Raw genomic sequence first — 24230 nt, 5'->3', positions numbered from 1 at the left:
GACAGGACGCCGCTAAGTCATTCGCTCCGGTGGCCCCCGCGTCGCCGAACGAAAAAGGGCCGCGCCTGATCAGCGCGGCCCTTGCCAATTCTAATTTCCGACCGGTCTAGGCCATATATTGACCACCGTTGGCCGAAATCGTCGATCCCGTGATGAATCCGGCATCGTCGGACGCAAGGAACGCGACCGTGCGCGCGATCTCGGATGCCTCGCCCAGACGCCCGACGGGAATCTGCGGCAGGATCACTTCGTTCATCACCTTTTCGGGGATCGTGCTCATCATCTCTGTGTTGATGTAACCGGGGGCGACCACGTTCACGGTGATACCGGCGCGCGCGCCTTCCTGTGCCAGCGCCTTGGTAAAGCCGATGTCACCGGCCTTTGCGGCTGCATAGTTGGCCTGCGCGAATTGCCCCTTCTGCCCGTTGATCGAGGAAATAGTGATGATCCGCCCGAACTTGCGCTCGCGCATGCCGGGCCAGACGGGATGGGTCATGTTGAAGACACCGGACAGGTTGGTCGAAATCACCTCGTTCCACTGCTCGGGCTTCATTTTGTGGAACGGCGCATCGCGGGTGATGCCCGCGTTGTTGACCAGAATGTCGATGGGGCCCAGATCGCCCTCGACCTTGGCGATGCCCTCAGCGCATGCGTCGTAACTGCCCACGTCCCATTTGTAGGTCTTGATGCCGGTCTCTTCAGTGAAGGCCGCGGCCTTTTCGTCATTGCCCGCATAAGTAGCAGCGACCTTGCAGCCTGCGTCTTGCAGGGCTTTTGAAATGGCAGCGCCGATACCGCGGGATCCGCCGGTGACAAGTGCAACACGGGACATGGAGGTTCTCCTTCAGGAATTTCGTTCGTGATTTAATTACAATGCAACAGCCCATTGCGCAATATTATTACGCCATTGGCTGATCAACTCAGTCGCGGGCGACACACAGGGCCACGCCCATGCCGCCGCCGATGCATAGGGTCGCAATGCCCTTCTTGGCGTCACGGCGCTGCATTTCGAACAGCAGCGTGTTCAGCACGCGGCAGCCGGATGCACCGATCGGGTGACCGATGGCGATTGCCCCGCCGTTCACGTTCACGATCTCGGGGTCCCAGCCCATTTCCTTGTTCACCGCACAGGCCTGCGCGGCGAACGCCTCGTTCGCTTCCACCAGGTCAAGGTCGTCCACGGACCAGCCCGCCTTTTCCAGCGCCTTACGCGACGCCATGACCGGGCCGACACCCATGATCGACGGATCGAGGCCCGCCGTCGCATAGGATGCGATCCGCGCCAGCGGCGTGATGCCACGCTTTTCAGCGTTCTCTGCCGTCATCAGCAGTGTCGCCGCCGCGCCGTCGTTCAGGCCCGAGGCATTGGCCGCCGTCACCGACCCGTCCTTCGTGAAGGCCGGGCGCAGTTTCTGCATCGCCTCCATCGTGGCGCCGTGGCGGATGTATTCGTCCTGATCGACGGTAATGTCGCCCTTGCGGGTCTTCACGGTAAATGCGGCGATCTCATCAGCGAACTTGCCCGCCTTCTGCGCGGCCTCCGCCTTGTTCTGCGAGGCGACGGCGAATTCGTCCTGCTGGTCGCGGCTGATCTGCCATTTTTCGGCGACGTTTTCCGCCGTCTGGCCCATGTGGTAGCCGTTGAAGGCATCCCACAGGCCGTCGCGGATCATCGTGTCGATGTATTTCATATCGCCCATCTTCTGACCGGCGCGCAGGTGCGCGGCATGCGGCGACAGCGTCATGTTTTCCTGCCCGCCCGCGATCACGATATCCGCGTCGCCCAGCTGGATATGCTGCGCGCCCAACGCCACGGCCCGCAGGCCCGACCCGCACACCTGGTTGATCCCCCAGGCCGCACTCTCGATCGGCAAACCGGCGTTGATGTGCGCCTGCCGCGCCGGGTTCTGCCCCTGTGCCGCCGTCAAAACCTGACCCAGGATCGTTTCGGACACGTCTGCCTTGTCCACCCCGGCCCGTTCGACCACGGCTTCCAGCACCGCGGCGCCCAGATCGTGCGCGGGCGTGTTGGCGAAGGCACCGCCAAAGCTGCCGACGGCAGTGCGGGCAGCGGATGCGATTACGACATTGGTCATGTTCAGTCCTCTCAAAGGTTGTTCCTCTGGCGTGCGGGGCAAATGCGCGATCACCGACACAGACCCCGCCCAGCCGCTTGCTATCGTGTTTATGGTGATAAGGGGGGCAGAGCAACGCGATTCCCGGACGGGCAGACCGGCCTTGCCGGAAGCACATGCCGCGACAGGCGGCGATCAGCCACCCAGCTTCGGCACCCCGAAATGATAGCCTTGCAGGCAGTCCGCACCCATGGCCGTCAGAAACCGGGCGTCCCGCTCGGATTCGACACCGTCGGCGACCACGAACATTTCGAACTGATGCGCCACCGTCATCAGTGCCTCTGCCAGGACCTGATTGTCGGGGTCGCCCGCGATCCCCCGCACGAACCCCTTGTCGATCTTGACCAGATCGAAAAAGAAATCCTTGAGATGACGAAAGGCGATCAGCCCGGCACCGAATCCGTCCAGCGCAAAGGCTACGCCGCGCGGCTGCATTTCCGCCATGAAGCGGATCACCACCTCGTGCAGCAGCATGGCAGAGGTCTCGCTGATCTCGAAAATCAGGCGTTCGCCCAGCGTCGGCAGCCCTGCCAGTTCAGCATCCAACGTGCGACGCCACGCGCCATCCCCGATGGATCGGGCAGAAATATTGACCGACAACCGCACCTCCGGATGTTTATGCAGATGGGCAAAGGCCAGTTTCAGCATCGCGCAATCGATGTCCCGCCCGAGCGACGTATCGGCCACGATATCCATGAAATGCGCGGCCGGTATCGTGCGCCCCGCTGGGTCCATGACGCGGATCAGCCCCTCGTAGAACGCGATCCGGCTGGTATCTCCGGCGACCACGATGGGCTGGACCGCGATCCGGGCGCGATTGGCACGCAACGCATCCGACACCAACGACAAGACATCCGCATCGCGGCTGGCCATCGCGGCCTGCAACGGGTCGAGCGGCGGCTGGTCCGGGTCGCCTGCGCGCGGCGGGGGGGCGTGATACATGAGGCCTGTCCTGACTGAACCCTGCCAATCTGCGCCGGGATGCGCTAAGGCGGGGTTAAGACACGGGCAAGAGGGCAGAACAAATGGTGCAACGCTGTGCATGGGCGGGTAACGATCCGATCTATCAGGCCTATCACGACACCGAATGGGGCGTGCCTGAATACGACAGCCGCGCGCTGTGGGAAAAGCTGATCCTCGACGGGTTTCAGGCCGGCCTGTCGTGGATCACGATTCTAAAGAAACGCGACAACTTCCGCGCCGCCTTTGCCGGGTTCGACCCGAACATCGTGGCGACATGGGGCGAGCCGGAGGTCCAGCGTCTGTTGGCCGATCCCGGCATCATCCGCCACCGCGGCAAGATCGAGGCCACGATCACCAATGCCCGCGCGTGGCAACGCATCGAACAGGCGCAGGGCTTCGACAAATTCCTGTGGGACTACGTCGGCGGCACGCCGCTGGTGAACCACTGGCAGACGCAGGCCGAGGTGCCGACGCAGTCGCCGTTATCCGTGCAGGTGTCAAAGGATCTGAAAAAGGCCGGGTTCAAATTCTGCGGCCCCACCATCGTCTATGCCTTCATGGAGGCGACGGGCTTGATCAACGATCACATCGTGAGCTGCTACCGGTATGGGGCGTAGACACGAAAGTCCTGACCGGGACATCGCCGACATCGCTTGGTGGCACAACGCCAGGTTCGCGACCGACCCCGGGGGCGACCCTCAGCATGGCAAGCCGATCACATAAAAATCTACGTCTCATTGTTCATCTGGCCCGGCAAATTCGCGCCCGCCCTGGGGGACAGGGTCGGTCGCGAACCGGATTGCAAGCAGTCCGGGGGATCAAACTGATCTTTTGCCTTCAGGATCTGATCCCCTGCCGCCAGCGGTCCAGCGCCGCCTCGTCGTCGTCTTTCGCGGCAACCCAGCCCGCCCTGTCGCCTGTCGTTTCCTTCTTCCAGAACGGCGCGCGGGATTTCAGGTAATCCATAAGGAAATCGGCTGCCGCAAAGGCATCCGCCCGATGCTGCGACGCCGTCGCCACCATCATGATCGGCTCCGCCGCGCGCAGGGTGCCGAACCGATGGATCACCAGCACATCGGCCAGTGACCAGCGGTCCTGCGCTTCCTGTGCGATCGCCTTGATCGCGCGTTCGGTCATGCCGGGATAATGCTCGATCTCCATGGCCTGCAAACCACCGGCCACGTCGCGCACAAGGCCGGTAAAGCTGACCACCGCGCCCACGTCCGCCCGGCCCTGTGCAAAGCGGTTCAGTTCCGCCCCCGCATCGAACCGGGCCTCCTGAACGCGGATATGCACGTCAGCCACCGGTCATTGGCGGAAAGAACGCGACCTCGCGCACACCTTTCAGCGGCGCATCGAAATCCGCCAGCTCCTGATCGACCGCGACCCGCAGCGCCGTGGTATCGGCAAAGGCCGCGGCGTAGCGTTCTTCGCGCCCGCGCAGTTCCGCCACCAGATCGGCCACAGTCACGGCGTCCGTCTCGATCCGCTCTTTCGGCAGGCCGATCCGTTCGCGGACCCATGCGAAATACATCACGTCCATCACTTCGCTCCCGTCAGATAGGGCATCGCCTTGCGCAGGTAATCCCAGCCGGTGATGAACGTCAGTGCCGCCGCGATCCACAGCAGGCCGATGCCGCCGAACCAGCAGATGTTCCAGCCCAACTCCTTCCAGCGCAACCCGACGAAATCGTCGATCGTGCCGTTCATGATGCCGTCGATGGTATCCTGATCCATGCCGATGGTCTGCTCGATCAGGAAATGTTCGAACGCGCCCTTGGCAAAAAGCACGGCAATGGCGACCATCTGCGCTGTCGTCTTCCACTTGGCCAGGTTGGTCACCTTCAGCGTGCCAGCCGTATCACCCAGAAACTCGCGCAGGCCCGACACGAAAACCTCGCGGAACATGATGACCGTCGCGGGCAGCAGGATCCACGGGTTCATCCCCGAAAAGCCGGTGATGACCAGCAACGCGATGACCACCATCGCCTTGTCGGCAATCGGGTCCAGCATCGCGCCGAACTTGCTTTCCTGTTTCCACGCCCGCGCAAGGTAACCGTCGACGAAATCCGTCACCGCAGCGACGACGAACAGCACCAGCGCGAACCAGTCGGCATAGGGGCGCGAGAAATAGAGGAACATCACCACGACGCCGGGCGCGGCCAGAAGACGCAGAAGCGTCAGGATATTCGGCAGATTCAGGTTCATGTCTGATATCTAGTCTGCTTGCGCGCGTCTTGCCATATGCAGAATGGGCCTTGGCCTGTTTCGGCGGGATCGCGTCCCGCTGCCGGTTGTAGCGCGTTGTGGTCGAGTTGGTTAAATATTTGTTAATATTGGGAAACCTTCCCCGTGGGGAAGGTCAGCCGTTCTCGTGGAAGTAGTCATAGATCGTCTGTGCCATATTGCCCGACACCCCCGGCACCGCCTTGAGGTCGGCAAGGTTCGCGCGCGCGACCGCCTTGGCCGATCCGAAATGCGCCAGAAGCGCCCGCTTGCGCATTGCCCCTACGCCCGGCACGTCGTCAAGCGGGTTGGCGCTGATCGCCTTGGCGCGTTTGGCACGGTGGGTGCCGATGGCAAAGCGGTGCACCTCGTCGCGCATCCGCTGGATGAAATACAGCACCGGGTCGTTGTGGCGTAGGGCCATGACGGGCTTGCCGGTACGGTGGAAGACTTCCTTGCCCGCATCCCGGTCCTCGCCCTTGGCGACGCCGACCATGGGCACATCGCCGACGCCCAGTTTCTCCATGATCTCGCGCACGGAACTAACCTGCCCCGCACCGCCGTCGATCAGCAGCAGGTCGGGCCAGACGCCGCTCTTGCGCTCGGGGTCCTCTTTCAGCAGGCGTTGGAAACGGCGGGTCATCACCTCTTTCATCATGCCGAAATCGTCGCCCGGCGTCAGGTCTTCCCCACGGATGTTGAACTTGCGGTACTGGCTTTTCTCATACCCTTCCGGCCCCGCGACGATCATCGCGCCAACGGCATGCGCGCCCTGAATGTGGGAGTTGTCGTAAACCTCGATCCGCTGCGGCACCTTGTCCAGATCGAAGGCTTCCGCCACGCCTTTGAGCAGGCGGCCCTGCGTCGCGGTTTCCGACATCTTGCGCGCAAGGCTTTCGCGGGCGTTGCGCAGCGCGCCCTGCACCAGTTCCGCCTTCTCGCCCCTCTGCGGCACCGTGATCTCGACCTTGCGGCCGGCCTTTTCGGTCAACGCCTCCGCCATCAGGTCGTCGTTATCCAGCCCGTGCGACAGCAGCAGCAACTTCGGCGGCTCGCGGTCGGAATAGAATTGCCCGACGAAGGCTTCCATCACGACAGCCAGATCCTCCTCGCCACTTATCCGTGGGTAATAGTCGTGGTTGCCCCAGTTCTGGTTGGCACGGATGAAGAACACCTGCACACAGGCCTGGCCGCCGTCGACGTGGAGCGCGATCACGTCCGCCTCTGCCGTCGATTGCGGGTTGATGCCTTGCGCCGATTGCACCTGCGTCAGCGCCTTGATCCTGTCGCGCAGGGCGGCGGCGCGTTCGAACTCCATCGCCTGCGAGGCTTCGTTCATCTCGGACGCCAGCGCCTCCTGTATGCCCTTGGTGCGGCCCGACAGGAATTCCTCGGCGCTTCGCACGCTTTGGCGATAGTCCTCTTGCGAGATCAGCCCGACGCAGGGGCCGGAGCACCGTTTGATCTGGTATTGCAGGCAGGGGCGTGTGCGGGTCTCGAAATCGCTGTCGGAACAGTTGCGCAGCAGGAACACGCGCTGCAACTGGTTCAGCGTGCGGTTGACGGCCCCGGCACTGGCGAAGGGGCCGAAGTAGTTGCCCTTCTCCTTTTTCGCGCCCCGATGTTTCTTGATCTGCGGATAATCGTGCGAGCGTGACACCAGGATATTGGGAAAGGATTTATCGTCGCGCAGCAGCACGTTGTATTTCGGCTTGAGCTGCTTGATGAGGTTCTGTTCCAACAACAGCGCCTCTGTCTCGGTCCGCGTCGTCAGGAACATCATCGACGCTGTCTCTTCGATCATCCGCGCGATGCGCCCCGAGTGTTGCCCCGGACGACTGTAGTTGCTGACCCGCGCCTTGAGGTTGCGGGCTTTGCCGACGTAGAGCACCCGGCTTTCGGCATCGAGCATCCGATACACGCCCGGCGACGCATCCAGCGTGCGCAGATAGGACGCGATCAGGTCGTATCCGGTCTTGGTTTTGGGTGACGCTGGGTCAGCCATGAACGCCTCGTGATTCTAGATGTAGCTGCAATGGTAACGCCCCATGGGCAAGAGGAAAGGCATCCACGAAAATTGTGGATAACTGCGTGGGCAAATACAGATGGCACCGATTTTTTCGTTGTAAACAGGAGGGTTCGCCAGAGTGCCTGTTTTTTAGGCGGTCTTTTAACATTCTGTTTTAACTACATATTTTTCTTAACGCCTGGTAAATATTTGAAAACCCACGTGAATTATGACAGTTACGTGACTGCCCGAGAAAGCAGTGCACAACTTACGACGGCGATCCAAAAAATGAGACTCCGGATCAGGGTTCGACGCCCTGAATGTCCGGGGTACGCCATGCCAGATGTTGTCCCCCGTCGACACTGATCATTTGCCCCGTCACAGCCGGGGCATCGAGGAAATAGCCCAGCGCTGCGGTGATGTCGGACGGGTTCGCGCCACGCTCCAGAATGGTGGCTGCGCGCTGTCGGTCAAAGTGGTCCTGGCTCTGGCGGTGGCCTTTGAGCGTCGGGCCGGGGCCGATCCCGTTGACGCGCACGCGCGGGGCCAGCCCCTGTGCGGCGGTCCGGGTGAAGGCCCACAGCGCCATCTTTGCCAGCGTATACGTCATGAATTCCGGCGTGAGCTTGTGCACCCGCTGGTCGAGCATGTTGATCACCAGCGCCTGTGCGACGGGTTCGCCGTTGTCATCTGTCGCAGGGTCGGGTGCCTGTGCGGCCAGTGCCTGCGTCAGCACGAAGGGCGCGCGCAGGTTGCTGCCGAAATGCCTGTCCCAGCTTTCGCGGGTGGCGGATGAAATCGTGTCGTATTCAAAGACGGAGGCATTGTTGATCAGGCAGGTGATCGGGCCGCCCAAGCTGTCGATGGCGCTGGGGAACAGGGCCTGTGTCGCATCCTCGTCGAGCAGGTCGGCCTGCAGCACCACGGCGCGGCGACCGGTCTTTTCGATTTCTGCCGCGGTATCCCGCGCGCCCTTGTCGGAGGTCGCGTAATGTACCGCGACGTCAAAGCCACGTCCGGCAAGATAAAGCGCCATTGCGCGGCCAAGCCGTGCGCCCGCGCCGGTCACCAGCGCCGCAGGCATCAGGCCAGCACCATCACGATATAGATCACATACAGCGCGCTCAGGATCAGGCCCCAGACGCGATTGATATCGACCTTCATGAACACGAAAGGAATCAGCAGCAGCGATGCCGCCAGCATGACCCACAGATCGAAGGTCAGGAATTGCGGGTCGACCGGGATCGGCCCGACGAGGCTGGCTACGCCCATGATCCCCAGCAGGTTGAACATATTGGAGCCGATCACGTTGCCCAGTGCGACATCGGCCTGGCGGCGCAGGGCGGCCATGACCGTGGTTGCGAGTTCGGGCAGCGACGTGCCGACGGCGACCAGCGTGAGACCGATCACGGTTTCGGAAATCCCGAACGCGGTAGCGATGCTGACCGCACCGTCCACAAGCAGGGATGCGCCGAGAGGAAGGCCGATCAGGCCCAGCACCAGATAAAGCGCGATCTGGCTGCCCTTCATGTCGGGGTCGGCACCTTCGACCTCTTCCAGCCCTTCCTCCATCGCTTCGGCCTTGGCAGCGTTGCGATGGGAATTGGCCTGCATGGCGGCATAGGTCAGCATGGCGGCCAGCGCCGCCAGCAGGATCAGGCCGCTGATCCATGTGAATGTGCCGAAGAAGCACAAGACGATGAACAGTGCCGTCGCCGCGATCATCTGGATGAAGCTGTTGCGAGTATTGCATTCGCTGGTGTGCATCGTGGCCAGCAGCGCCGGCACGCCCAGCACCAACAGGATATTGGCGGTGTTCGATCCCACCACGTTGCCCAGCGCAAGCCCGGCGACGCCGTCCCAGATTGCGTTGATGGAAATCAGGAGCTCTGGGGCGGAGGTGCCGAAAGCCACGATGGTCAGCGACACGATCAGCGCGGGCACACCAAGACGCAGCGACAGGTTGACCGCACCCTTGACCAGCATGTCCCCCGCCAGAAGCAGGATCACCAGACCGACCGCGACGTAAACCCAATCCATGCCTATCCTATCCCTGTCTGCAACGGCATGGGCCTTTGCCTAGTTTGTAGCGGCCGCAGCGGCGGCACTTTGCGGCGGCCAGACGTGCCTGCCCCGGAAACCGCCATTTCCCGAAGATAGCCAGAACGCCCATGAAGGCCAGAAACAGAAAGACGATTTTTGCCAGCATCGCTCAGAGGCCGAACCGTGCGAAGGCCGCGCGTTCCTCGATCCTCGCGACGGCGTCGTGCACGAGCCCCATGCCGAACCGTTGCAACAGGCCGCGTTTCTGGCCGTAGCGGCGGAACTTGACGTTGTCGCCAAAGCGCCGCTGCATTTCCGGCACAAGATGGGCGATGCCGTCGACAAGGCCCTGATCGACGCCTTTCTGGCCGATGAACACCTCCCCGGTGAACAGGTCGGGATTGTCGGCCAGTTTGACCCCGCGGCGCGATTTGACCCAGTCGATGAAGGTCGCGTGCAGGTCTTCGAGCCAGCCTTCGAGGCGCTTGATGTCCTCGGGCTTTTCGGGGCGGAAGGGATCGAGCATGGATTTGGATTTGCCCGCCGTGTGCACCCGGCGTTCGACGCCGTAGCGGTCGATCGCCTCGTGCAAGCCGAAGCCTGCGGCGATCACACCGATGGAGCCGGTCAGCGAGCAGTTATCGACGTAGATTTCATCGGCGGCGCAGGCGATCCAGTAACCGCCCGAGGCCGCGACATCCTCCACGAAGGCAAAGACCGGAACCTTGTGTTCCTGCGAGAGCCGCCGGATGCGCGCGCCGAGCAGAGAAGACTGCACGGGCGATCCGCCGGGGCAGTTGATTTCGAGCGCGACGGCAGCGGGCTTGCCACGCGAAAACGCCTTCTTCAGGACCGGTGCCAAGCCGGTGTCGTCCAGCCCGCGGCCGGAGTTGGTGATGGCCCCCTGCAGGCGCACGACGGCGACGAAGGGATCGGATTTCACGAAGGGAATAAAGCGTTTCATCATATGCACCTATGCAGCGGCCCGACCGGTCACAAGCCCGGTCATTCGCGAATGCGCCAGCCGGTGCGGAATATCCACCAGATCACGGTCAGGCAGATGCCGGTGAAGAGCGCGATCGCGAAAAGCGATATGCCGATGGGCACGTCGGCGGTGCCGAAGAACGACCAGCGGAACCCGCTGATCAGATAGACGACCGGGTTGAACATGGTGATCGTCTGCCAGACGGGTGGCAGCATAGTGACGGAGTAGAAGCTGCCGCCGAGGAAGACGAGCGGGGTGATGATCAGCAGCGGGATGAGCTGGAGCTGTTCGAAATTGCCCGCCCAGATGCCGATGATGAAGCCGAGCAACGCAAAACTGACGCAGGTGAGCACGAGAAACGCGAGCATGGCCAGCGGATGCGCGATTTGCAGGTCGACGAAGAAAAACGCAGTGATCAGGATTATGACCCCGATAAAGAGCGCCTTTGTCGCCGCCGCCCCGACATAGCCCAGCGTGATTTCAAGGAAGTTCACGGGGGCCGACAGCAATTCGTAGATGGTGCCGATGAATTTCGGGAAATAGATACCGAAGGAGGCATTGGAGGTCGCCTGCGTCATCACCGACAGCATGATCAGGCCCGGCACGATGAACGCGCCGTAGCTGACGCCTTCGACGCTTTCGATGCGGCTGCCGATGGCGGTGCCGAAGACCACAAAATAGAGTGAGGTGGACAGGACCGGTGACACAAGCGACTGCGTGATGGTGCGGAAGAACCGGGCCATTTCGAACCGGTAGATGGAGGCGACGGCGGTGAGGTTCATGCGGTTTCCTTTACCAGACCGACGAAAATGTCTTCGAGACTGCTTTGCTGAGTTTGCAGGTCGACCATCTGCAGACCTGCCTTTTGCAGATCGTTGAGCAGGGTCGTGATACCCGTGCGTTCGCCGCGGATGTCGTAGGTGTAGATCAGTGTGTTGCTGTCGGCGGCCAGATCGTAGCCAGCGAGCGCCTTGGGGATGTCGGACACCGGGTCCGCCAGTTCGATCCTCAACTGCTTCTTGCCCATCTGGTCCATCATCTCTGTCTTGTCCTGCACCAGCAGGATCTCGCCCTTGCTGATGATGCCGACGCGGTCGGCGATGGCCTCTGCCTCTTCGATGTAATGCGTGGTCAGGATGATGGTGACGCCGGTGGCCTTCAGGTCCGCCACGACCTGCCACATATCCTTGCGCAACTCCACGTCGACGCCGGCGGTGGGTTCATCGAGGAACAGGACGCGGGGATCGTGTGCCAGCGCCTTGGCGATCAGCACACGACGTTTCATGCCGCCCGAGAGCGTCATGATCTTGCTGTCCTTCTTGTCGTAGAGCGACAGTTGCTTGAGAATCGCATCGAGTTTCGCGTCGTCACGCGGCTTGCCGAACAGCCCGCGCGAAAAACGCACGGTGTTGCCGACGGTTTCGAACGGTTCGAGGTTGATTTCCTGCGGCACCAGACCGATCAGGCTGCGGGCGGCGCGGAAATCGGTCTGCGTGTCGTGGCCGCCGACGGTGATCGTGCCGCTGGTCGGCACGGCGATACCGCAAATCGTGGAGATCAGGGTGGTCTTGCCCGCGCCGTTGGGGCCGAGCAGGGCGAGGATTTCGCCTTCCATGATCTCCAGATCGACACCCTTGAGCGCCTCGAAGCCCGAGCCATAGGCCTTGCGCAGGTTCTGGACCGAAACGATGGATGTCATGCTGCCCCCGGTATCATTCGCGCAGAACCTAGTGGCGGAGCGGGCAAAGGGAAAGACCGCGCAGTGCTTATTCCGCCGCCATGCGGGATGCCATTTCCAGCATCCGGCAGGAAAAGCCCCATTCGTTGTCATACCAGCCAAAGACGCGCAGCAGACCAGCCTGTGTCACATGCACCTCTGGCAGCGCGATGACGAGGCTTTCGGGGCGGGCGCGCAGATCGGTGGAGACGAGCGGCTTGTCGGTGGTGCCGATGATGCCGGATTGATCGGTAAACAGCGATTTTACGGTGGTGGTGTCGGGAAGCGTAGCGAGCGAAACCGTCAGATCGACGGCGGAGACGGAGGCGACAGGCACCCGGACGGCGGCCCCTTCGATCCGGCCCGCGATGTCAGGAAGCACCTGATCGAGCAGGCGCATGGCGGAGGTGGTGGTTGGCACCATGGACAGCGCTCCCGCGCGGCTGCGCTGGAAATCGCCGCGCGGCGCGTCGATCATCGGCTGGCTGCCGGTATAGCAATGGATTGTCGTCATCCAGCCCGCGGTGACGCCGTAATGATCGTGCAACAGCCGCACCAGCGGGGCCAGCGCGTTGGTGGTGCAGGAGGCGTTCGAGACGATCTGTTGCCCCGCCAACCGTTCGTCGTTCGCACCGAGAACGATCGTGACATCGGCGGCATCGGACGGCCCTGAAATCAGCACTCGCCGCGCCCCCGCTGCGAGGCCGCGCCCGGCCACGGCAGGGTCATCTGCCTTTCCGGTACATTCCATCAGGATATCGACGCCCAACAAATCGAGAGTGGCCGCATTGTCGGTGCAATGGATCGGAATGGCGTGGCCTGCGATATGCAGGTGACCGTCCGCGACATGCACATCGCCGGGGAACGGGCCGAAGACGCTGTCGTAGGCGATCAGATGGGCGCAAAGATCGGCGGCGGCGATGTCGTTGACGCCGGTGATCGTGATGTCGGGGGCCTGCCCCAGCGCCCAGGCGCGCAGGACCGTCCGGCCGATCCGGCCCAAGCCGTTGATGAACACCTTTGTCATGTGCGATCCCCTTTCGCCTTTGGGCACGCTGCACCTGCCGTGCAAGCGCGGCAAGGGGGCGACGCACAAAAAAAACCGCGACACCGGGCGGGTGTCGCGGTTTTCATTATTCAGAGGTCCCTTCCGAGATCAGAGACCCCAGTTCGCCGCCGTCTCTTCAAAGAAGCCTTGGGCCTTTTTCAACTCGATCCAGCTGTTGACGTAGTTGATCCAGACCTGATCGTTCTGCGGCATCAGCATGGCGATGGGGGTCGGGGCGCGGGGGGCGTCGACCTCGATCTGGCGCAGATTGGGGAATTTTTCCAGCAGGGTGGAGCCTTCGATGTTGGAGGTGATGAAGACATCGGCCCGGCCCGACAGCACCTCTTGATAGCCGCGCGCAGGGGCCTCGACCACGACGATTTCGGCATCGGGGAACCATTCGCGGACCATCTGCTCGAAGGAGGTACCCAATGTGGTGGCGACGGTCACACCCTCGGCGTTGATGGCATCCCAACCGGCGTAGGCGTCGATCTTGTCGTCGGTGGTGAAGGGCAGGATTTCGACAGAGATGTAGCTGTCGGAATAGCCCGCCGCCTTGAGCCGCGCGGGGCTGATCGAGGCGGAGCCGGTGATGTGATAGTTGCCGGCGACGACGCCGTTCACCAATGTTTTCCAGTCGGTCGGCACGAACTCAAGCTCGACCTCCAGGTCGGCGGCGAGTTGGGTCATCACGTCGACATCATAGCCGATATAGGAATTTGTGGCAGGGTCGCGAACAGCCATCGGGTTCCAGTCGCCGGTGGTGCCGACCTTCAGCACGCCGTTGTTCAGAATGTCATTCAGCGCGGATTGCGCGGTGGCCGGTGCGGCCATGAGTGCCGCTCCGAAGGCCGCTGCCAGCGCTATTGTTTTTGTCAGTTTCATCGGTCGTCTTCTCCCCGGAGGTGTTGGTCATTCTTTTGTTATATGACGTACATAAGCTGGAATACCGGTTTGAATAGCTTTAGGGGGGATAAAACGTGATCGTGATCGCCCGATTGTCCCGCTGGAGCCCTGCCGATGCCTGAAAATTCACCAGCCATCGCGATTTCGGGGCTGAACAAATGGTTCGGGGATTATCACGCGCTCAAGGATATCGACCTGACGGTGGATCACGGTGAACGGGTGGTCGTGTGCGGGCCTTCGGGGTCGGGCAAGTCGACGCTGATCCGCTGTGTGAATTCGCTGGAAGAGCCTGATGGCGGGCAGATCACCGTGGACGGGATCACGATGGATGGCCCAAGGTCTGTCGAGGCGATCCGGTCGGAGGTCGGGATGGTGTTCCAGCAGTTCAACCTGTTTCCGCATCTGTCGATCCTGCAGAACCTGACGCTGGGGCCGATGAAGGCACGGGGGTTGTCGCGCAAGGATGCGGAGGCCCGCGCGATGACATACCTCGAACGGGTGCGGATCCCCGAACAGGCGCACAAGCGGCCGCGCGATCTGTCGGGCGGGCAGCAGCAGCGGGTGGCGATTGCCCGGTCGCTGTGCATGGAACCCAAGATCATGCTGTTCGACGAGCCGACATCGGCGCTGGACCCGGAGATGATCTCCGAGGTGCTGGACGTGATCATCGACCTGGCGCGCGACGGGATGACGATGATCGTGGTCACGCACGAGATGGGGTTCGCGCGCAAGGCGGCGGACAGGATGGTGTTCATGGATCGGGGCGAGATCATCGAGACCGGCACGCCGGAGCAGTTCTTTACCGCGCCGCAGACGGAACGCTGTCGCGCGTTCCTGAGCCAGATCCTGAAGCATTGAGAGGATGACCGCAGTGCGCAAAGGAATGATTTTGGCTGTCGGCGCGTGCCTGCTGCTGGCCGGTTGCGCCGAAAGCGGCGTCAGCTGGGGCTGGTATGTGATCAACCCGGCGACACCGGCAGGCAAGGCGAACATCCAGTTCCTTTTGAACGGGTTTGGCGCCACGATCCTACTGTCGGTGATCGCGGCGCTGATATCGATGACCATCGGGTTGCTGGTGGCACTGCCGGGGATGTCGGCGAACCGGTGGGTGCGGCTGCCGTCGCGTATCTATATCGAGTTCGTGCGTGCGATCCCGCTGCTGCCGATGCTGTTCTGGGTGTTCTACGGCCTGCCGATCGTCTTGCGGTCAATGGGCATCAACGTGAGTATCGACGCGTTCTGGGGCGCAATCATCACGCTGGCGATTTCGGACAGCGCGTTCACGGCGGAAATCTATCGTTCGGGCATCCAGTCGATCAGCAAGGGCCAGACAGAGGCCGCGCGGACCGTGGGACTGAATTACCGGCAGACGATGCGTTACGTGATCCTGCCGCAGGCGATCCGGCGCATCCTGCCGCCGCTGGCCAACCAGTTCATCTATATCGTGAAGATGTCGGCCTTTGCGTCCGTGATCGGCATGCAAGAGTTGACACGGCGCGCGAACGAATTGGTGGTGACAGAATACCGGCCGCTGGAAATCTACACGCTGCTGATTTTCGAATATCTGGTGCTGGTGCTGATCATCAGCTTTTTCGTGCGCTGGCTGGAGCGCCGGATGGGCGCGGACGAAAGCCGCTGAGGAGAACTGAATGAACTGGACTGCATTTCTGGGCGATACCGTGCGCCGGATCGGGGTGCTGCAAAAGGAAACGCCGGGCATGTTCGCGGGTTTCGATGCAATGTCGAAGGCGGCCAAACGCGACGGCGCGCTGGACGAAAAGACGAAGGAGTTGATCGCGCTGGGGATCGCCGTCAGTACGCGCTGCGAAAGCTGCATCGGATTTCACGTCAAATCGCTGGTGCGTCTGGGCACCACGCGGGCAGAACTGTGCGAGGCGCTGGAGATGATCGGTTATATGGGCGGTGGACCGTCGATTGCCTACGGTGCGAAAGCGCTGGAAGCCTTCGACGAATTCTCGGCCTGAGCGTCGAGCAGCGCAAGCACCGAGGTTCGCAACACCTGCAACCGGGTTTCAACGACGGCGCGGCTGGCGGCGTTGTACTTGGCATTCAGGCTGGTGGCATAGATGAAGTCGGCCAGAGCAGCCGCATCGGCCGGCGCAGGATGCAAAGCGCGAAGCTCTTTCACGAAAAGCGCCTGCCACTGAGTCGCGGCCTGCTGCAACTCCTCCTTGGCAGCCTGGTGGACACCGTCGAATACCTCTGCCGCCTGCGCCGACGATGCGGCCATGTCGTAGGCCGCCAGCGGAATACGGTTGCTGAAGATGTCCAGCTTGGCACCGAAATCTTCCGCGTCCGCCCAGGCGGCGGTCACGTCGCGTATCGCCTCGGCGGTGAAGCTGCGAACGACGGCGCGCAGCACCTCTTCCTTGCCGGCGAAGGCGTTGTAGAGCGTCTGGCGCGCCACGCCTGCCTCTGCCGCGATGTCGTTCATCGTCGCGCGCGCATAGCCGAACCGCATGAACACGGTCTGGGCGGCGTCGATCAGTTTGTTGTGCCGTTGTTCCATCAAGATGCGGCTTTCCATTGACAAGTAGATCGTTATTGGACAATTTTACGTAAGATGTCCAAATATACAAGTGGAGACTCGCATGCAGTTGACGGTGAACGGACAGACCCACGAGGTCGATGTCGAGGACGACATGCCGCTGCTGTGGGTACTGCGGGATGAACTTGGAATTACCGGCGTGAAATACGGCTGCGGGATCGCGCAGTGCGGGGCCTGCACGGTGAATATGGACGGGATCGCGATGCGCAGTTGCCAGGTCGCTGCCGGGTCCGCCGATGGAGCCACGATCACCACGATCGAGGGACTGGGTAAGCCAGAGGCGCTGCATGTATTGCAAGAGGCCTGGATCGCGCATCAGGTCGCGCAGTGTGGTTACTGTCAGCCGGGACAAATCATGCAGGCGGCGACACTCCTCGATTTTAACCTGACACCGACCGACGACGATATCGACGCGGTGATGGGTGGCAACCTGTGCCGCTGCGCCACATATCCGCGCATCCGGGCGGCGATCAAGGATGCCGCCGCAAAAATGCGGGAGGAGGCGTAGATCATGGGCAAGCTGAGAACATTTACACGACGCGGCTTCCTGATCGGTTCGACTGCCGTGATGGGTGGCGTGGCCTTCGGTACCTATGTCGTACAAAAGCCGCATGACAATCCGCTGCGGGCGGACCTTCCCGACGATGCGGCGACGTTCAATCCCTATGTCATCGTCACGGAGTCAGAAATTACGCTGATCGCGCCACATGCGGACAGTGGGCAGGGTGTACAGTCGTCGCAGGTCGCATTGATCGCCGAGGAACTGGATGTGCGGCCGGATCAGGTCGCGATTTCCTTCGGGCCGCCCGATCCGGCCTACTACAATCAGGGTCTGGCAGCAGAGGCCGCCGATAGCATGGGCCTGAACAACAACATGGCCAAACAGATCATACGCAGTGTCGTCGGCAGCGCGGTGAAGGTGATGGGGCTGCAGCTGACCGGCGGGTCGTCTTCGATGCCGGATGCCTATCATAAGATGCGCATGGCCGGCGCTGTCGCGCGGGAAACGCTGAAGCTGGCGGCGGCACAGGAAACCGGTGTGCCGGTGAACGATCTGACGACGGCGGATGGTGCGGTGATCACCCCCGACGGGACCACCCTACCCTATACGGCGCTGGCCCGGACCGCGGCCACGCTGGAACCGGTGCAGCAGGTGACCCTGCGCGACCCGCGCGACTGGCGGCTGATCGGCACGCCGATGATGCGCACGGATATCGCGGCCAAGACGACGGGTGAACTGAAATACGGGATCGACCTGCAGATGGACGGGATGGTTCATGCCGCCGTCCGGTTGAACCCGCGTCATGGTGGCGTTTTGAATGGATACGATGCCAGCGCCGCCGAGGCGATGCGGGGTGTGCAGAAGGTGGTGCCGATCACGAACGGGGTTGCGGTAATTGCCGACAACACCTGGCGGGCGATGCGCGCCGCCGAAGCGGTCGACTGCGACTGGGGGCCGGCGCCCTATCCGGCGGAGATGGCCGATCACTGGCAAGCGGTGAGCGACAGTTTCGTGCCCGACCGGCTGGACCGGGAGTGGCGCGCGGACGGTGATGTCGATGCGGCCATGACCGACGCGGAGGTGATCGCCGCGGAATACCGCGCGCCCTATGTGGCACACGCCCCACTGGAGCCGCTGAACGCCACGGTTCTTGTGATGGACTCGGGCGCAGAGGTTTGGGCCGGGCATCAGATCCCGGGATTTGCCGTACAGCGCGTGGCGGAAATCGTCGGCTGCGATATCGCCGACGTGACCTTCCACAACCAGTTCATGGGCGGCAGCTTTGGCCACAGGCTGGAATCCGGTTTCGTCGCGCAGGCTGCGGAGATTGCCGCGCAATTGCCGGGTGTGCCGGTCAAGCTGACCTACAGCCGGGAGGAGGATTTCGCGCAGGACTATCCCCGCCAGATCGGTATGGCGCGGGCGCGTGGCACTGTGAAGGATGGCCGTGTCGAAAGCGTGGCGCTCGATATCGCGACGGTGTCGGCCACGCGGTCGCAGACCGGACGGATGAACCAGCAGGTGCCGGGACCGGATTCGCAGATCGTCGCGGGGGCGTCGAACATGGCATACGCCATTCCGCATCTGCGGGTACGCGGCTATGCGGTGCCCGATCTTGCCCCGGTGAGTTCGTGGCGGTCGGTCGGCGCATCGACGGCGGGGTTCTTTGCCGAGGGGTTTCTGGACGAGTTGATCCACGCCGCCGGGGCCGACCCGATGGAAGAGCGGTTGCGGCTTTGCAGCGATCCCGTGCAACGCAAGGTGCTGGAAGCCGTGGCGGAGATGTCGGATTGGGGCGGTGCCATGGGTGAAGGGCGCGGGCGCGGTGTGGCGATGGTCACCAGCTTCGGCGTGCCGATGGCCGAGGTCGTGGAGGTCAGCCAGACCGAGCGGGGCATCAAGATCGACCGAGTGTTCGCAGCTTGCGACGTGGGCCGTGTGCTGGACCCGGTGAATTTCGAAGCGCAGGTGATGGGCGGCATCAACTGGGGACTGGGCCACGCGATCAATAGCGAGATCACCTATGCCGATGGCATGGTGGAGCAGACGAACTATCACCGGCACGCGGGCATGCGGATGTATCAGTCGCCCGAGGTCATCGTGCGCGGGCTGGAAAACGGCACGGAGGTCCGCGGGATCGGAGAGCCGGGTGTGCCGCCCGCCGCACCGGCATTGGCAAACGCTGTGTTTGCCGCAACAGGCGTGCGCCTGCGCGAGATGCCCTTCCAGAACCATATGGACTTTGTGTAGGATGCGGTTTTTGAATTTCAGACTGCTCGCTCTTGTTACAGCATTGACCGGGACAACGGGTATGGCAGAGACGACCGGCACCGTAATCGACCCGCCGCCCGCCGGTTCTGTGTCGCGCGATGAAGGACTGGCGGCATTCGACCGAGTGTTCGAGGTTGCGTCGCATCCGCGCTGTTCCAACTGCCATGTCGGCGAAAGCAACGTGCCGATGTGGTCCGGCCCCAGCTATGACCGGACGCAGCCGCATGGGATGAACATCAACGCGGGCGAGAGCCGGATCGGGGCGGAGACGATCCAGTGCGTCACCTGCCACGCGTTTCGCGCGACAGTGAACGACGTGCCGCATGCGGCACCGCAGGTCGATGACAACTGGAAGCTGCCGCCGCCGGAATTCGCTTGGTTCGGCAAGACGTCGGACGAGATCTGCGCACAATTGCGCGACCCCGCCCGCAATGGCGGCCGCACGATGATCGAACTGGCGGACCATCTGGGCCACGACATCATTCTGCATTGGGCGTGGGAGCCGGGCGGTGGGCGCGAGCCTGCACCCTACAGCCTGCAGGAACATATCGACGATCTGCTGATCTGGGGCGTCGCGGGCTTTCCCTGCGCGGCTGATCGATGAAAGGGATTTCACCATGTTGCATCTGACAGGCCCATACCGTGTGTCCGCATTTTTCGGCCTGATCAGCGCGGCGCTGCACTTGACCGCTTTCCTACCCGCCGGGGTGACGCCGCTGACGCTGGGTTTCGTCGGCGTCGGGCTGTTCTACCTGCTATTGGTGACTGGCCTCGTGCGAGAACGGCGCGGGGTCGCGTGGTTCACATTTTTTGTGATGGGTCTGGGTGGCAGTGTCGCATTGTCGATGGTCTGGACCACGGGGCCGATCCTGATCTGGTGGATCGTCGGGATCGTTGCCGCCGATTGGCTGGCGGCGCTCTGCCTGCTGCTGCCGCTTTGGCGAGCCGCGCCGGAACATCGCGCATAGTCATCGACATCCGTGACCTGCTTGCACGTGCTGACCGATCTGGTCAAAGTCCGCCGCAAGAGGAACGGATGACATGACACAACACCCTGCGCGCCTTGGCGTCGATATCGGCGGCACCTTCACCGATGTCGTTCTGGAACGCGACGGCGAAAGCCATTCGACCAAGGTTTTGACGACCTACGCCGCGCCCGAAAATGCGATCATCGACGGCATGACGCAAGTCTGCACCAAGGCAGGTATCACACCCGGTGACATCACCCAGATCATCCACGGCACGACGCTGGCGACCAATGCGCTGATCGAGCGGCGCGGCGCAAAGACGGCGCTGATCACCACCGAGGGGTTCCGCGATGTGATCGAGATGCGGACCGAAAGCCGGTTCGAACAATACGATCTTAACCTGACGCTCCCGGAACCGCTGTTGCCGCGGCAGATGCGCTATACCGTGCCGGGGCGGATCGATGCCACCGGAGCGGAATTGGTGCCGCTGATCTGCGCGGACATAGAGCCCGTCGTCGAGAAGATCGCGGAAGCCGGTTATGAAAGCGTGGCGGTCGGGTTGCTGCATTCCTATCTGAACGACAGCCACGAACGGCACGTGCGTGACATGCTGGCCGAGATGCTGCCCGACGTGATGGTGTCGATCTCCAGCGAGGTCAGCCCGCAGATGCGCGAGTACGAACGGTTCAACACGACCGTTGCCAACGCCTATATCAAACCCTTGATGAAGTCCTATCTGGGGCGCCTGCGGGGCCGGCTGCGCGACGAGGGTGCTGACTGCGACATTTTTCTGATGCATTCCGGCGGGGGTATCATCTCGATCGAGAGCGCGGCTGACTTTCCCGTGCGGTTAGTCGAATCCGGCCCGGCGGGCGGGGCGGTCTTTGCGGCGAACATCGCCGCGCGTTATGGTCTGAACAAGGTTCTGTCGTTCGATATGGGCGGCACCACCGCAAAAATCTGCCTGATCCAGAACCAGACGCCGAAAACCAGCCGGGTGTTCGAGGTGGCGCGGACCTATCGCTTCAAGAAAGGGTCCGGCATGCCGATTTCGATCCCGGTGATCGACATGGTCGAGATCGGGGCCGGTGGCGGATCGCTGGCGCATGTGGACAGCTTGCGCCAGATCAGGGTCGGGCCGGAAAGCGCAGGATCGGAACCGGGACCGGCATGCTATGGCCGCGGAGGTGACAAGCCCGCAGTGACCGATGCCGACCTTGTGCTGGGTAAGCTGGACCCCGACAATTTCGCGGGTGGTTCGATCAGGCTGGACAAGGCCGCGTCGGAAACGGCGTTGATGACGGTGCTCGGCAGCCCGCTGGGGATGAACGCCGAAACCGCCGCCTTTGGGCTGGCCGAGGTCGTCGACGAAAACATGGCGAACGCGGCGCGCGTGCATGCGGTCGAAAACGGCGAGGACCTTTCGGACTATACGATGATCGCCTTTGGCGGTGCCGCACCACTACACGCTGGACGTCTGTGCGAAAAACTGGGCGTCGACCGGCTGCTGGTGCCTCCGGGTGCGGGTGTGGGGTCGGCCATCGGGTTCCTGCGCGCACCGTTTTCATTCGAGGCGAACCGGTCGGTCTACATGCGGCTGTCGGATTTCGATGCCGATACGGTCCGTGGACTTCTGAAGGAATTGCAGGCCGAGGCCGCCGGTTTCGTGCGCAGCTGTGACGCGAACGCGCCCATCCTGTCCGAGTTCAAGGCCTACATGCGCTACACCGGGCAGGGCTGGGAAATTCCCATCAACCTGACGGCCGAACAGGCCGCCGACCCGGACGCCACGACCTTTCAGGCACTGTTCGAGGCGGCCTATGCCAAGCTGTTCAGCCGGACCGTGGCCGGTCTGGACATCGAGATCACGGTCTGGGCCGTGAATGCCACCACCCCGCCGGAAGAGGTGACACCGGTGCGGGAAAGCGCTGATGCCGGGCTTGCGCGATTGGACGGGAAAACCGGGTTTTTCGATGCGGCCAAGGGACAGTGGGCAAACGGCTACCTGCATCTACGGGACGTGATGAAAATAGGCACCACAACATCCGGCCCCGCCGTGATCCGCGAGGACGAGACGACGATCATCGTCCCGTCGAGCTTTCGCACGATCTGCCAACCCGACGGCTGCATCGACATGACACGCAAGGAGGCCACGCCATGAACCCGTCGAACGTCGCCTATCAGGTCATGTGGAACCGGCTGATCTCGGTCGTCGAGGAGCAGGCGCAGGCGCTGATCCGTACCGCGTTTTCCACCTCCGTCCGCGAAGCGGGCGATCTTTCCGCAGGCGTTTATGACGCCAACGGCCTGATGCTCGCGCAGGCGGTTACGGGCACACCGGGGCATGTGAACGCGATGGCCGACGCTGTCGCGCATTTCATCCGTCGCATCGGGCGCGACACTATCCGCGACGGTGACGTCTATATCACAAACGATCCCTGGGAAGGCACGGGCCATCTGCATGACATCACGATGGTGACGCCGGCGTTTCACGACGGTGCGCATGTCGGGTTTTTCGCCTGTACCGCGCATGTGGTCGACATCGGCGGGCGCGGCTTTGGCGCGGATGCGGCAAGCGTTTACGAGGAAGGGCTTTATCTTCCGATTATGCGCTTCATTGACCAGGGCACGGTCGACGCCACGCTGGTGCGGATCGTGCGTGGCAATGTGCGCGAACCGGACCAGCTGATCGGCGATATGTACGCGCTGGCCACCTGCAACGACATCGGGCGGCACCGGCTGAACGAAATGATGGATGAGTTCGGGCTGGATGACCTGAGCGGGGTCGCAGCCTTCATATTCGACAATTCGCGCCGTGCGACGCTGGAAAAGATCGCAGCCCTGCCCCGGCAGACGGCACATGGGGAAATGACCATCGACGGCTTCGATGCGCCGATCACGATCAAGGTGGCGCTGACGATCCGCGAGGACAGCATCCTGACGGATTTCGCGGGCACATCGGGAATCGACAGGAAGGGCATCAACTGCCCGCTGGTCTATACCAAAGCCTATGCGTGTTACGCGCTGAAATGCGCCATCGCCCCGGATATTCCAAACAACGCAGCCTCGCTTGCGCCGTTCAAGGTGACGGCACCCGAAGACAGCATCGTCAACGCGCGTCATCCGGCACCAGTGGCATTGCGTCATATCATCGGGCATTTCGTCCCGGACGCCGTCTATGGTGCGCTGGACAAGATCCTGCCTGATCTGGTTCCGGCCGAAGGGGCGGGATGCCTGTGCAATTTCCAGGTTTCGTTGCGCCCCCGCAGTGACGCGCCGGCCCCGCCGGATGCGGTGCGGGCCGAGGTGCTGACCTTCAATTCGGGCGGGTCCGGTGCGCGGCCGACGCTCGACGGGATGAACGCCACAGCGTTTCCGTCTGGCGTGATGACCATGCCGGTTGAGGCGACAGAACACGCCGGGCCCGTCATCATCTGGCGCAAGGAGTTGCGGCCGGATTCCGGTGGTGCGGGCGCACGGCGCGGCGGTCTGGGACAATACATGGATGTCGGCGCGCGCGACGGGCACGAGTTCGACATTCAGGCGATGTTCGACCGGGTCGACCACCCGGCGCGGGGACGTCACGGCGGGCTGGAAGGGGCGCCCACCACGATCAGCCGCGACGACGAGCAACGTATGCGCGGCAAGGGCAAGCAATTTGTTCCGCATGGCGCGCGGGTGCGCATGGCGTTCCCCGGTGGCGGCGGTTATGGCGACCCGTCGCGACGCGCGAAGGCCGACATCGAAAGGGACCTCGCGCGGGGCTATATCTCGCCCGCTGCCGCTCGCGATATCTATGGGCTGACCGAGGCGGAAATCGCCATGGTCGAGCAGGCCGTCGCACGGGGCGAGACGATCTGATTTCCGGATGTGCCGCGGCGGAACGTTT

At 62.6% G+C, this 24230-nt stretch carries 25 protein-coding genes; 10 read left to right on the top strand and 15 right to left on the bottom strand.

Translation table 11 applies throughout. The features are described 5' to 3' along the window. Nucleotides 1-106 precede the first annotated feature (106 nt). The 3 genes from phbB to AC04PH_RS02510 form a co-directional block, all read right to left on the bottom strand. Entirely contained in the window at nt 107-832 is a 726-nt protein-coding gene (gene phbB, locus AC04PH_RS02520; protein ID WP_483064168.1) for an acetoacetyl-CoA reductase, read from the bottom strand. A gap of 88 nt (nt 833-920) precedes the next feature. Further along, the gene (locus AC04PH_RS02515; protein WP_483064167.1) at nt 921-2096 is read right to left on the bottom strand and encodes an acetyl-CoA C-acetyltransferase; all 1176 of its coding nucleotides are present in this window, start codon (nt 2094-2096) and stop codon (nt 921-923) included. A 174-nt stretch (nt 2097-2270) separates the two neighbouring features. Continuing rightward, a complete protein-coding gene (locus AC04PH_RS02510) occupies nt 2271-3077 on the bottom strand; it encodes an EAL domain-containing protein (RefSeq protein ID WP_483064166.1) in 807 nt (268 codons plus the stop codon). Between the two features lie 86 nt (nt 3078-3163). Between AC04PH_RS02510 and AC04PH_RS02505 the strand changes: the two genes are divergently transcribed. After that, nucleotides 3164-3715 (top strand): DNA-3-methyladenine glycosylase I, encoded by a 552-nt coding sequence (locus tag AC04PH_RS02505; protein ID WP_483066134.1) that lies wholly within the window; start codon nt 3164-3166, stop codon nt 3713-3715. Nucleotides 3716-3935: 220 nt separating this feature from the next. Here AC04PH_RS02505 and AC04PH_RS02500 read toward each other — a convergent pair whose 3' ends face one another. The 11 genes from AC04PH_RS02500 to AC04PH_RS02450 form a co-directional block, all read right to left on the bottom strand. Continuing rightward, nucleotides 3936-4394 (bottom strand): molybdenum cofactor biosynthesis protein MoaE, encoded by a 459-nt coding sequence (locus AC04PH_RS02500; RefSeq protein WP_483064165.1) that lies wholly within the window; start codon nt 4392-4394, stop codon nt 3936-3938. Nucleotide 4395: 1 nt separating this feature from the next. Continuing rightward, the gene (gene moaD / locus AC04PH_RS02495) at nt 4396-4641 is read right to left on the bottom strand and encodes a molybdopterin converting factor subunit 1 (protein ID WP_483064164.1); all 246 of its coding nucleotides are present in this window, start codon (nt 4639-4641) and stop codon (nt 4396-4398) included. Then, nucleotides 4641-5306, bottom strand: coding sequence for a CDP-diacylglycerol--glycerol-3-phosphate 3-phosphatidyltransferase (pgsA, locus tag AC04PH_RS02490; protein ID WP_483064163.1), 666 nt, complete (start codon nt 5304-5306; stop codon nt 4641-4643). Before pgsA ends, moaD begins: the two co-directional genes overlap by 1 nt. Nucleotides 5307-5460: 154 nt before the next feature. Continuing rightward, nucleotides 5461-7329, bottom strand: coding sequence for an excinuclease ABC subunit UvrC (uvrC, locus tag AC04PH_RS02485; protein ID WP_483064162.1), 1869 nt, complete (start codon nt 7327-7329; stop codon nt 5461-5463). A 304-nt stretch (nt 7330-7633) separates the two neighbouring features. Continuing rightward, nucleotides 7634-8416 carry an SDR family oxidoreductase gene (locus tag AC04PH_RS02480; RefSeq protein ID WP_483064161.1) on the bottom strand — a complete coding sequence of 261 codons (783 nt, stop codon included), beginning with the start codon at nt 8414-8416 and terminating at the stop codon, nt 7634-7636. Further along, on the bottom strand, nt 8416-9372 hold the full coding sequence (locus AC04PH_RS02475; RefSeq protein WP_483064160.1) for a calcium/sodium antiporter: 957 nt from the start codon (nt 9370-9372) through the stop codon (nt 8416-8418). The genes AC04PH_RS02480 and AC04PH_RS02475 overlap by 1 nt, the downstream gene beginning before the upstream one ends. Before the next feature lie 172 nt (nt 9373-9544). Then, nucleotides 9545-10339 carry a S49 family peptidase gene (locus AC04PH_RS02470; RefSeq protein WP_483064159.1) on the bottom strand — a complete coding sequence of 265 codons (795 nt, stop codon included), beginning with the start codon at nt 10337-10339 and terminating at the stop codon, nt 9545-9547. Between the two features lie 41 nt (nt 10340-10380). Beyond that, nucleotides 10381-11142 carry an ABC transporter permease gene (locus AC04PH_RS02465; RefSeq protein ID WP_483064158.1) on the bottom strand — a complete coding sequence of 254 codons (762 nt, stop codon included), beginning with the start codon at nt 11140-11142 and terminating at the stop codon, nt 10381-10383. After that, nucleotides 11139-12059, bottom strand: coding sequence for an ABC transporter ATP-binding protein (locus AC04PH_RS02460; protein ID WP_483064157.1), 921 nt, complete (start codon nt 12057-12059; stop codon nt 11139-11141). The genes AC04PH_RS02465 and AC04PH_RS02460 overlap by 4 nt, the downstream gene beginning before the upstream one ends. 67 nt (nt 12060-12126) lie before the next feature. After that, entirely contained in the window at nt 12127-13104 is a 978-nt protein-coding gene (locus tag AC04PH_RS02455; protein WP_483064156.1) for a type I glyceraldehyde-3-phosphate dehydrogenase, read from the bottom strand. 129 nt (nt 13105-13233) lie between these two features. After that, nucleotides 13234-14010 (bottom strand): transporter substrate-binding domain-containing protein, encoded by a 777-nt coding sequence (locus AC04PH_RS02450; protein WP_483064155.1) that lies wholly within the window; start codon nt 14008-14010, stop codon nt 13234-13236. A gap of 135 nt (nt 14011-14145) precedes the next feature. Here AC04PH_RS02450 and AC04PH_RS02445 point away from each other — a divergent pair, with 135 nt between their 5' ends. Genes AC04PH_RS02445 through AC04PH_RS02435 form a run of 3 tightly spaced genes read left to right on the top strand, consistent with a single transcriptional unit; the run spans nt 14146 to nt 16016 of the window. Continuing rightward, complete coding sequence (locus AC04PH_RS02445; RefSeq protein ID WP_483064154.1) at nt 14146-14889, top strand: amino acid ABC transporter ATP-binding protein; 744 nt, start codon at nt 14146-14148, stop codon at nt 14887-14889. Nucleotides 14890-14920: 31 nt separating this feature from the next. After that, nucleotides 14921-15670, top strand: a complete 750-nt coding sequence (locus AC04PH_RS02440) for an amino acid ABC transporter permease (protein WP_483064153.1) — start codon at nt 14921-14923, stop codon at nt 15668-15670. 10 nt (nt 15671-15680) lie between these two features. Then, nucleotides 15681-16016 carry a carboxymuconolactone decarboxylase family protein gene (locus AC04PH_RS02435; RefSeq protein ID WP_483064152.1) on the top strand — a complete coding sequence of 112 codons (336 nt, stop codon included), beginning with the start codon at nt 15681-15683 and terminating at the stop codon, nt 16014-16016. Here the strand turns inward: AC04PH_RS02435 and AC04PH_RS02430 are convergent. Continuing rightward, a complete protein-coding gene (locus AC04PH_RS02430) occupies nt 15971-16561 on the bottom strand; it encodes a TetR/AcrR family transcriptional regulator (protein ID WP_483064151.1) in 591 nt (196 codons plus the stop codon). The genes AC04PH_RS02435 and AC04PH_RS02430 overlap by 46 nt on opposite strands. A gap of 82 nt (nt 16562-16643) precedes the next feature. Between AC04PH_RS02430 and AC04PH_RS02425 the strand changes: the two genes are divergently transcribed. The 6 genes from AC04PH_RS02425 (at nt 16644) to AC04PH_RS02400 (ending at nt 24202) form a co-directional block, all read left to right on the top strand. Next, nucleotides 16644-17108, top strand: coding sequence for a (2Fe-2S)-binding protein (locus AC04PH_RS02425; protein ID WP_483064150.1), 465 nt, complete (start codon nt 16644-16646; stop codon nt 17106-17108). Nucleotides 17109-17111: 3 nt separating this feature from the next. Next, a complete protein-coding gene (locus AC04PH_RS02420) occupies nt 17112-19352 on the top strand; it encodes a xanthine dehydrogenase family protein molybdopterin-binding subunit (RefSeq protein ID WP_483064149.1) in 2241 nt (746 codons plus the stop codon). A gap of 61 nt (nt 19353-19413) precedes the next feature. Next, nucleotides 19414-19977 carry a hypothetical protein gene (locus AC04PH_RS02415; protein WP_483064148.1) on the top strand — a complete coding sequence of 188 codons (564 nt, stop codon included), beginning with the start codon at nt 19414-19416 and terminating at the stop codon, nt 19975-19977. A 13-nt stretch (nt 19978-19990) separates the two neighbouring features. Further along, nucleotides 19991-20341, top strand: coding sequence for a hypothetical protein (locus tag AC04PH_RS02410; protein ID WP_483064147.1), 351 nt, complete (start codon nt 19991-19993; stop codon nt 20339-20341). A 73-nt stretch (nt 20342-20414) separates the two neighbouring features. Then, a complete protein-coding gene (locus tag AC04PH_RS02405) occupies nt 20415-22502 on the top strand; it encodes a hydantoinase/oxoprolinase family protein (protein ID WP_483064146.1) in 2088 nt (695 codons plus the stop codon). Continuing rightward, the gene (locus AC04PH_RS02400; protein ID WP_483064145.1) at nt 22499-24202 is read left to right on the top strand and encodes a hydantoinase B/oxoprolinase family protein; all 1704 of its coding nucleotides are present in this window, start codon (nt 22499-22501) and stop codon (nt 24200-24202) included. The genes AC04PH_RS02405 and AC04PH_RS02400 overlap by 4 nt, the downstream gene beginning before the upstream one ends. Nucleotides 24203-24230: the final 28 nt, after the last annotated feature.

This window comes from Yoonia sp. KMU-150 (assembly GCF_056858355.1).
This window is presented reverse-complemented; position numbering and strand designations above follow the sequence as displayed.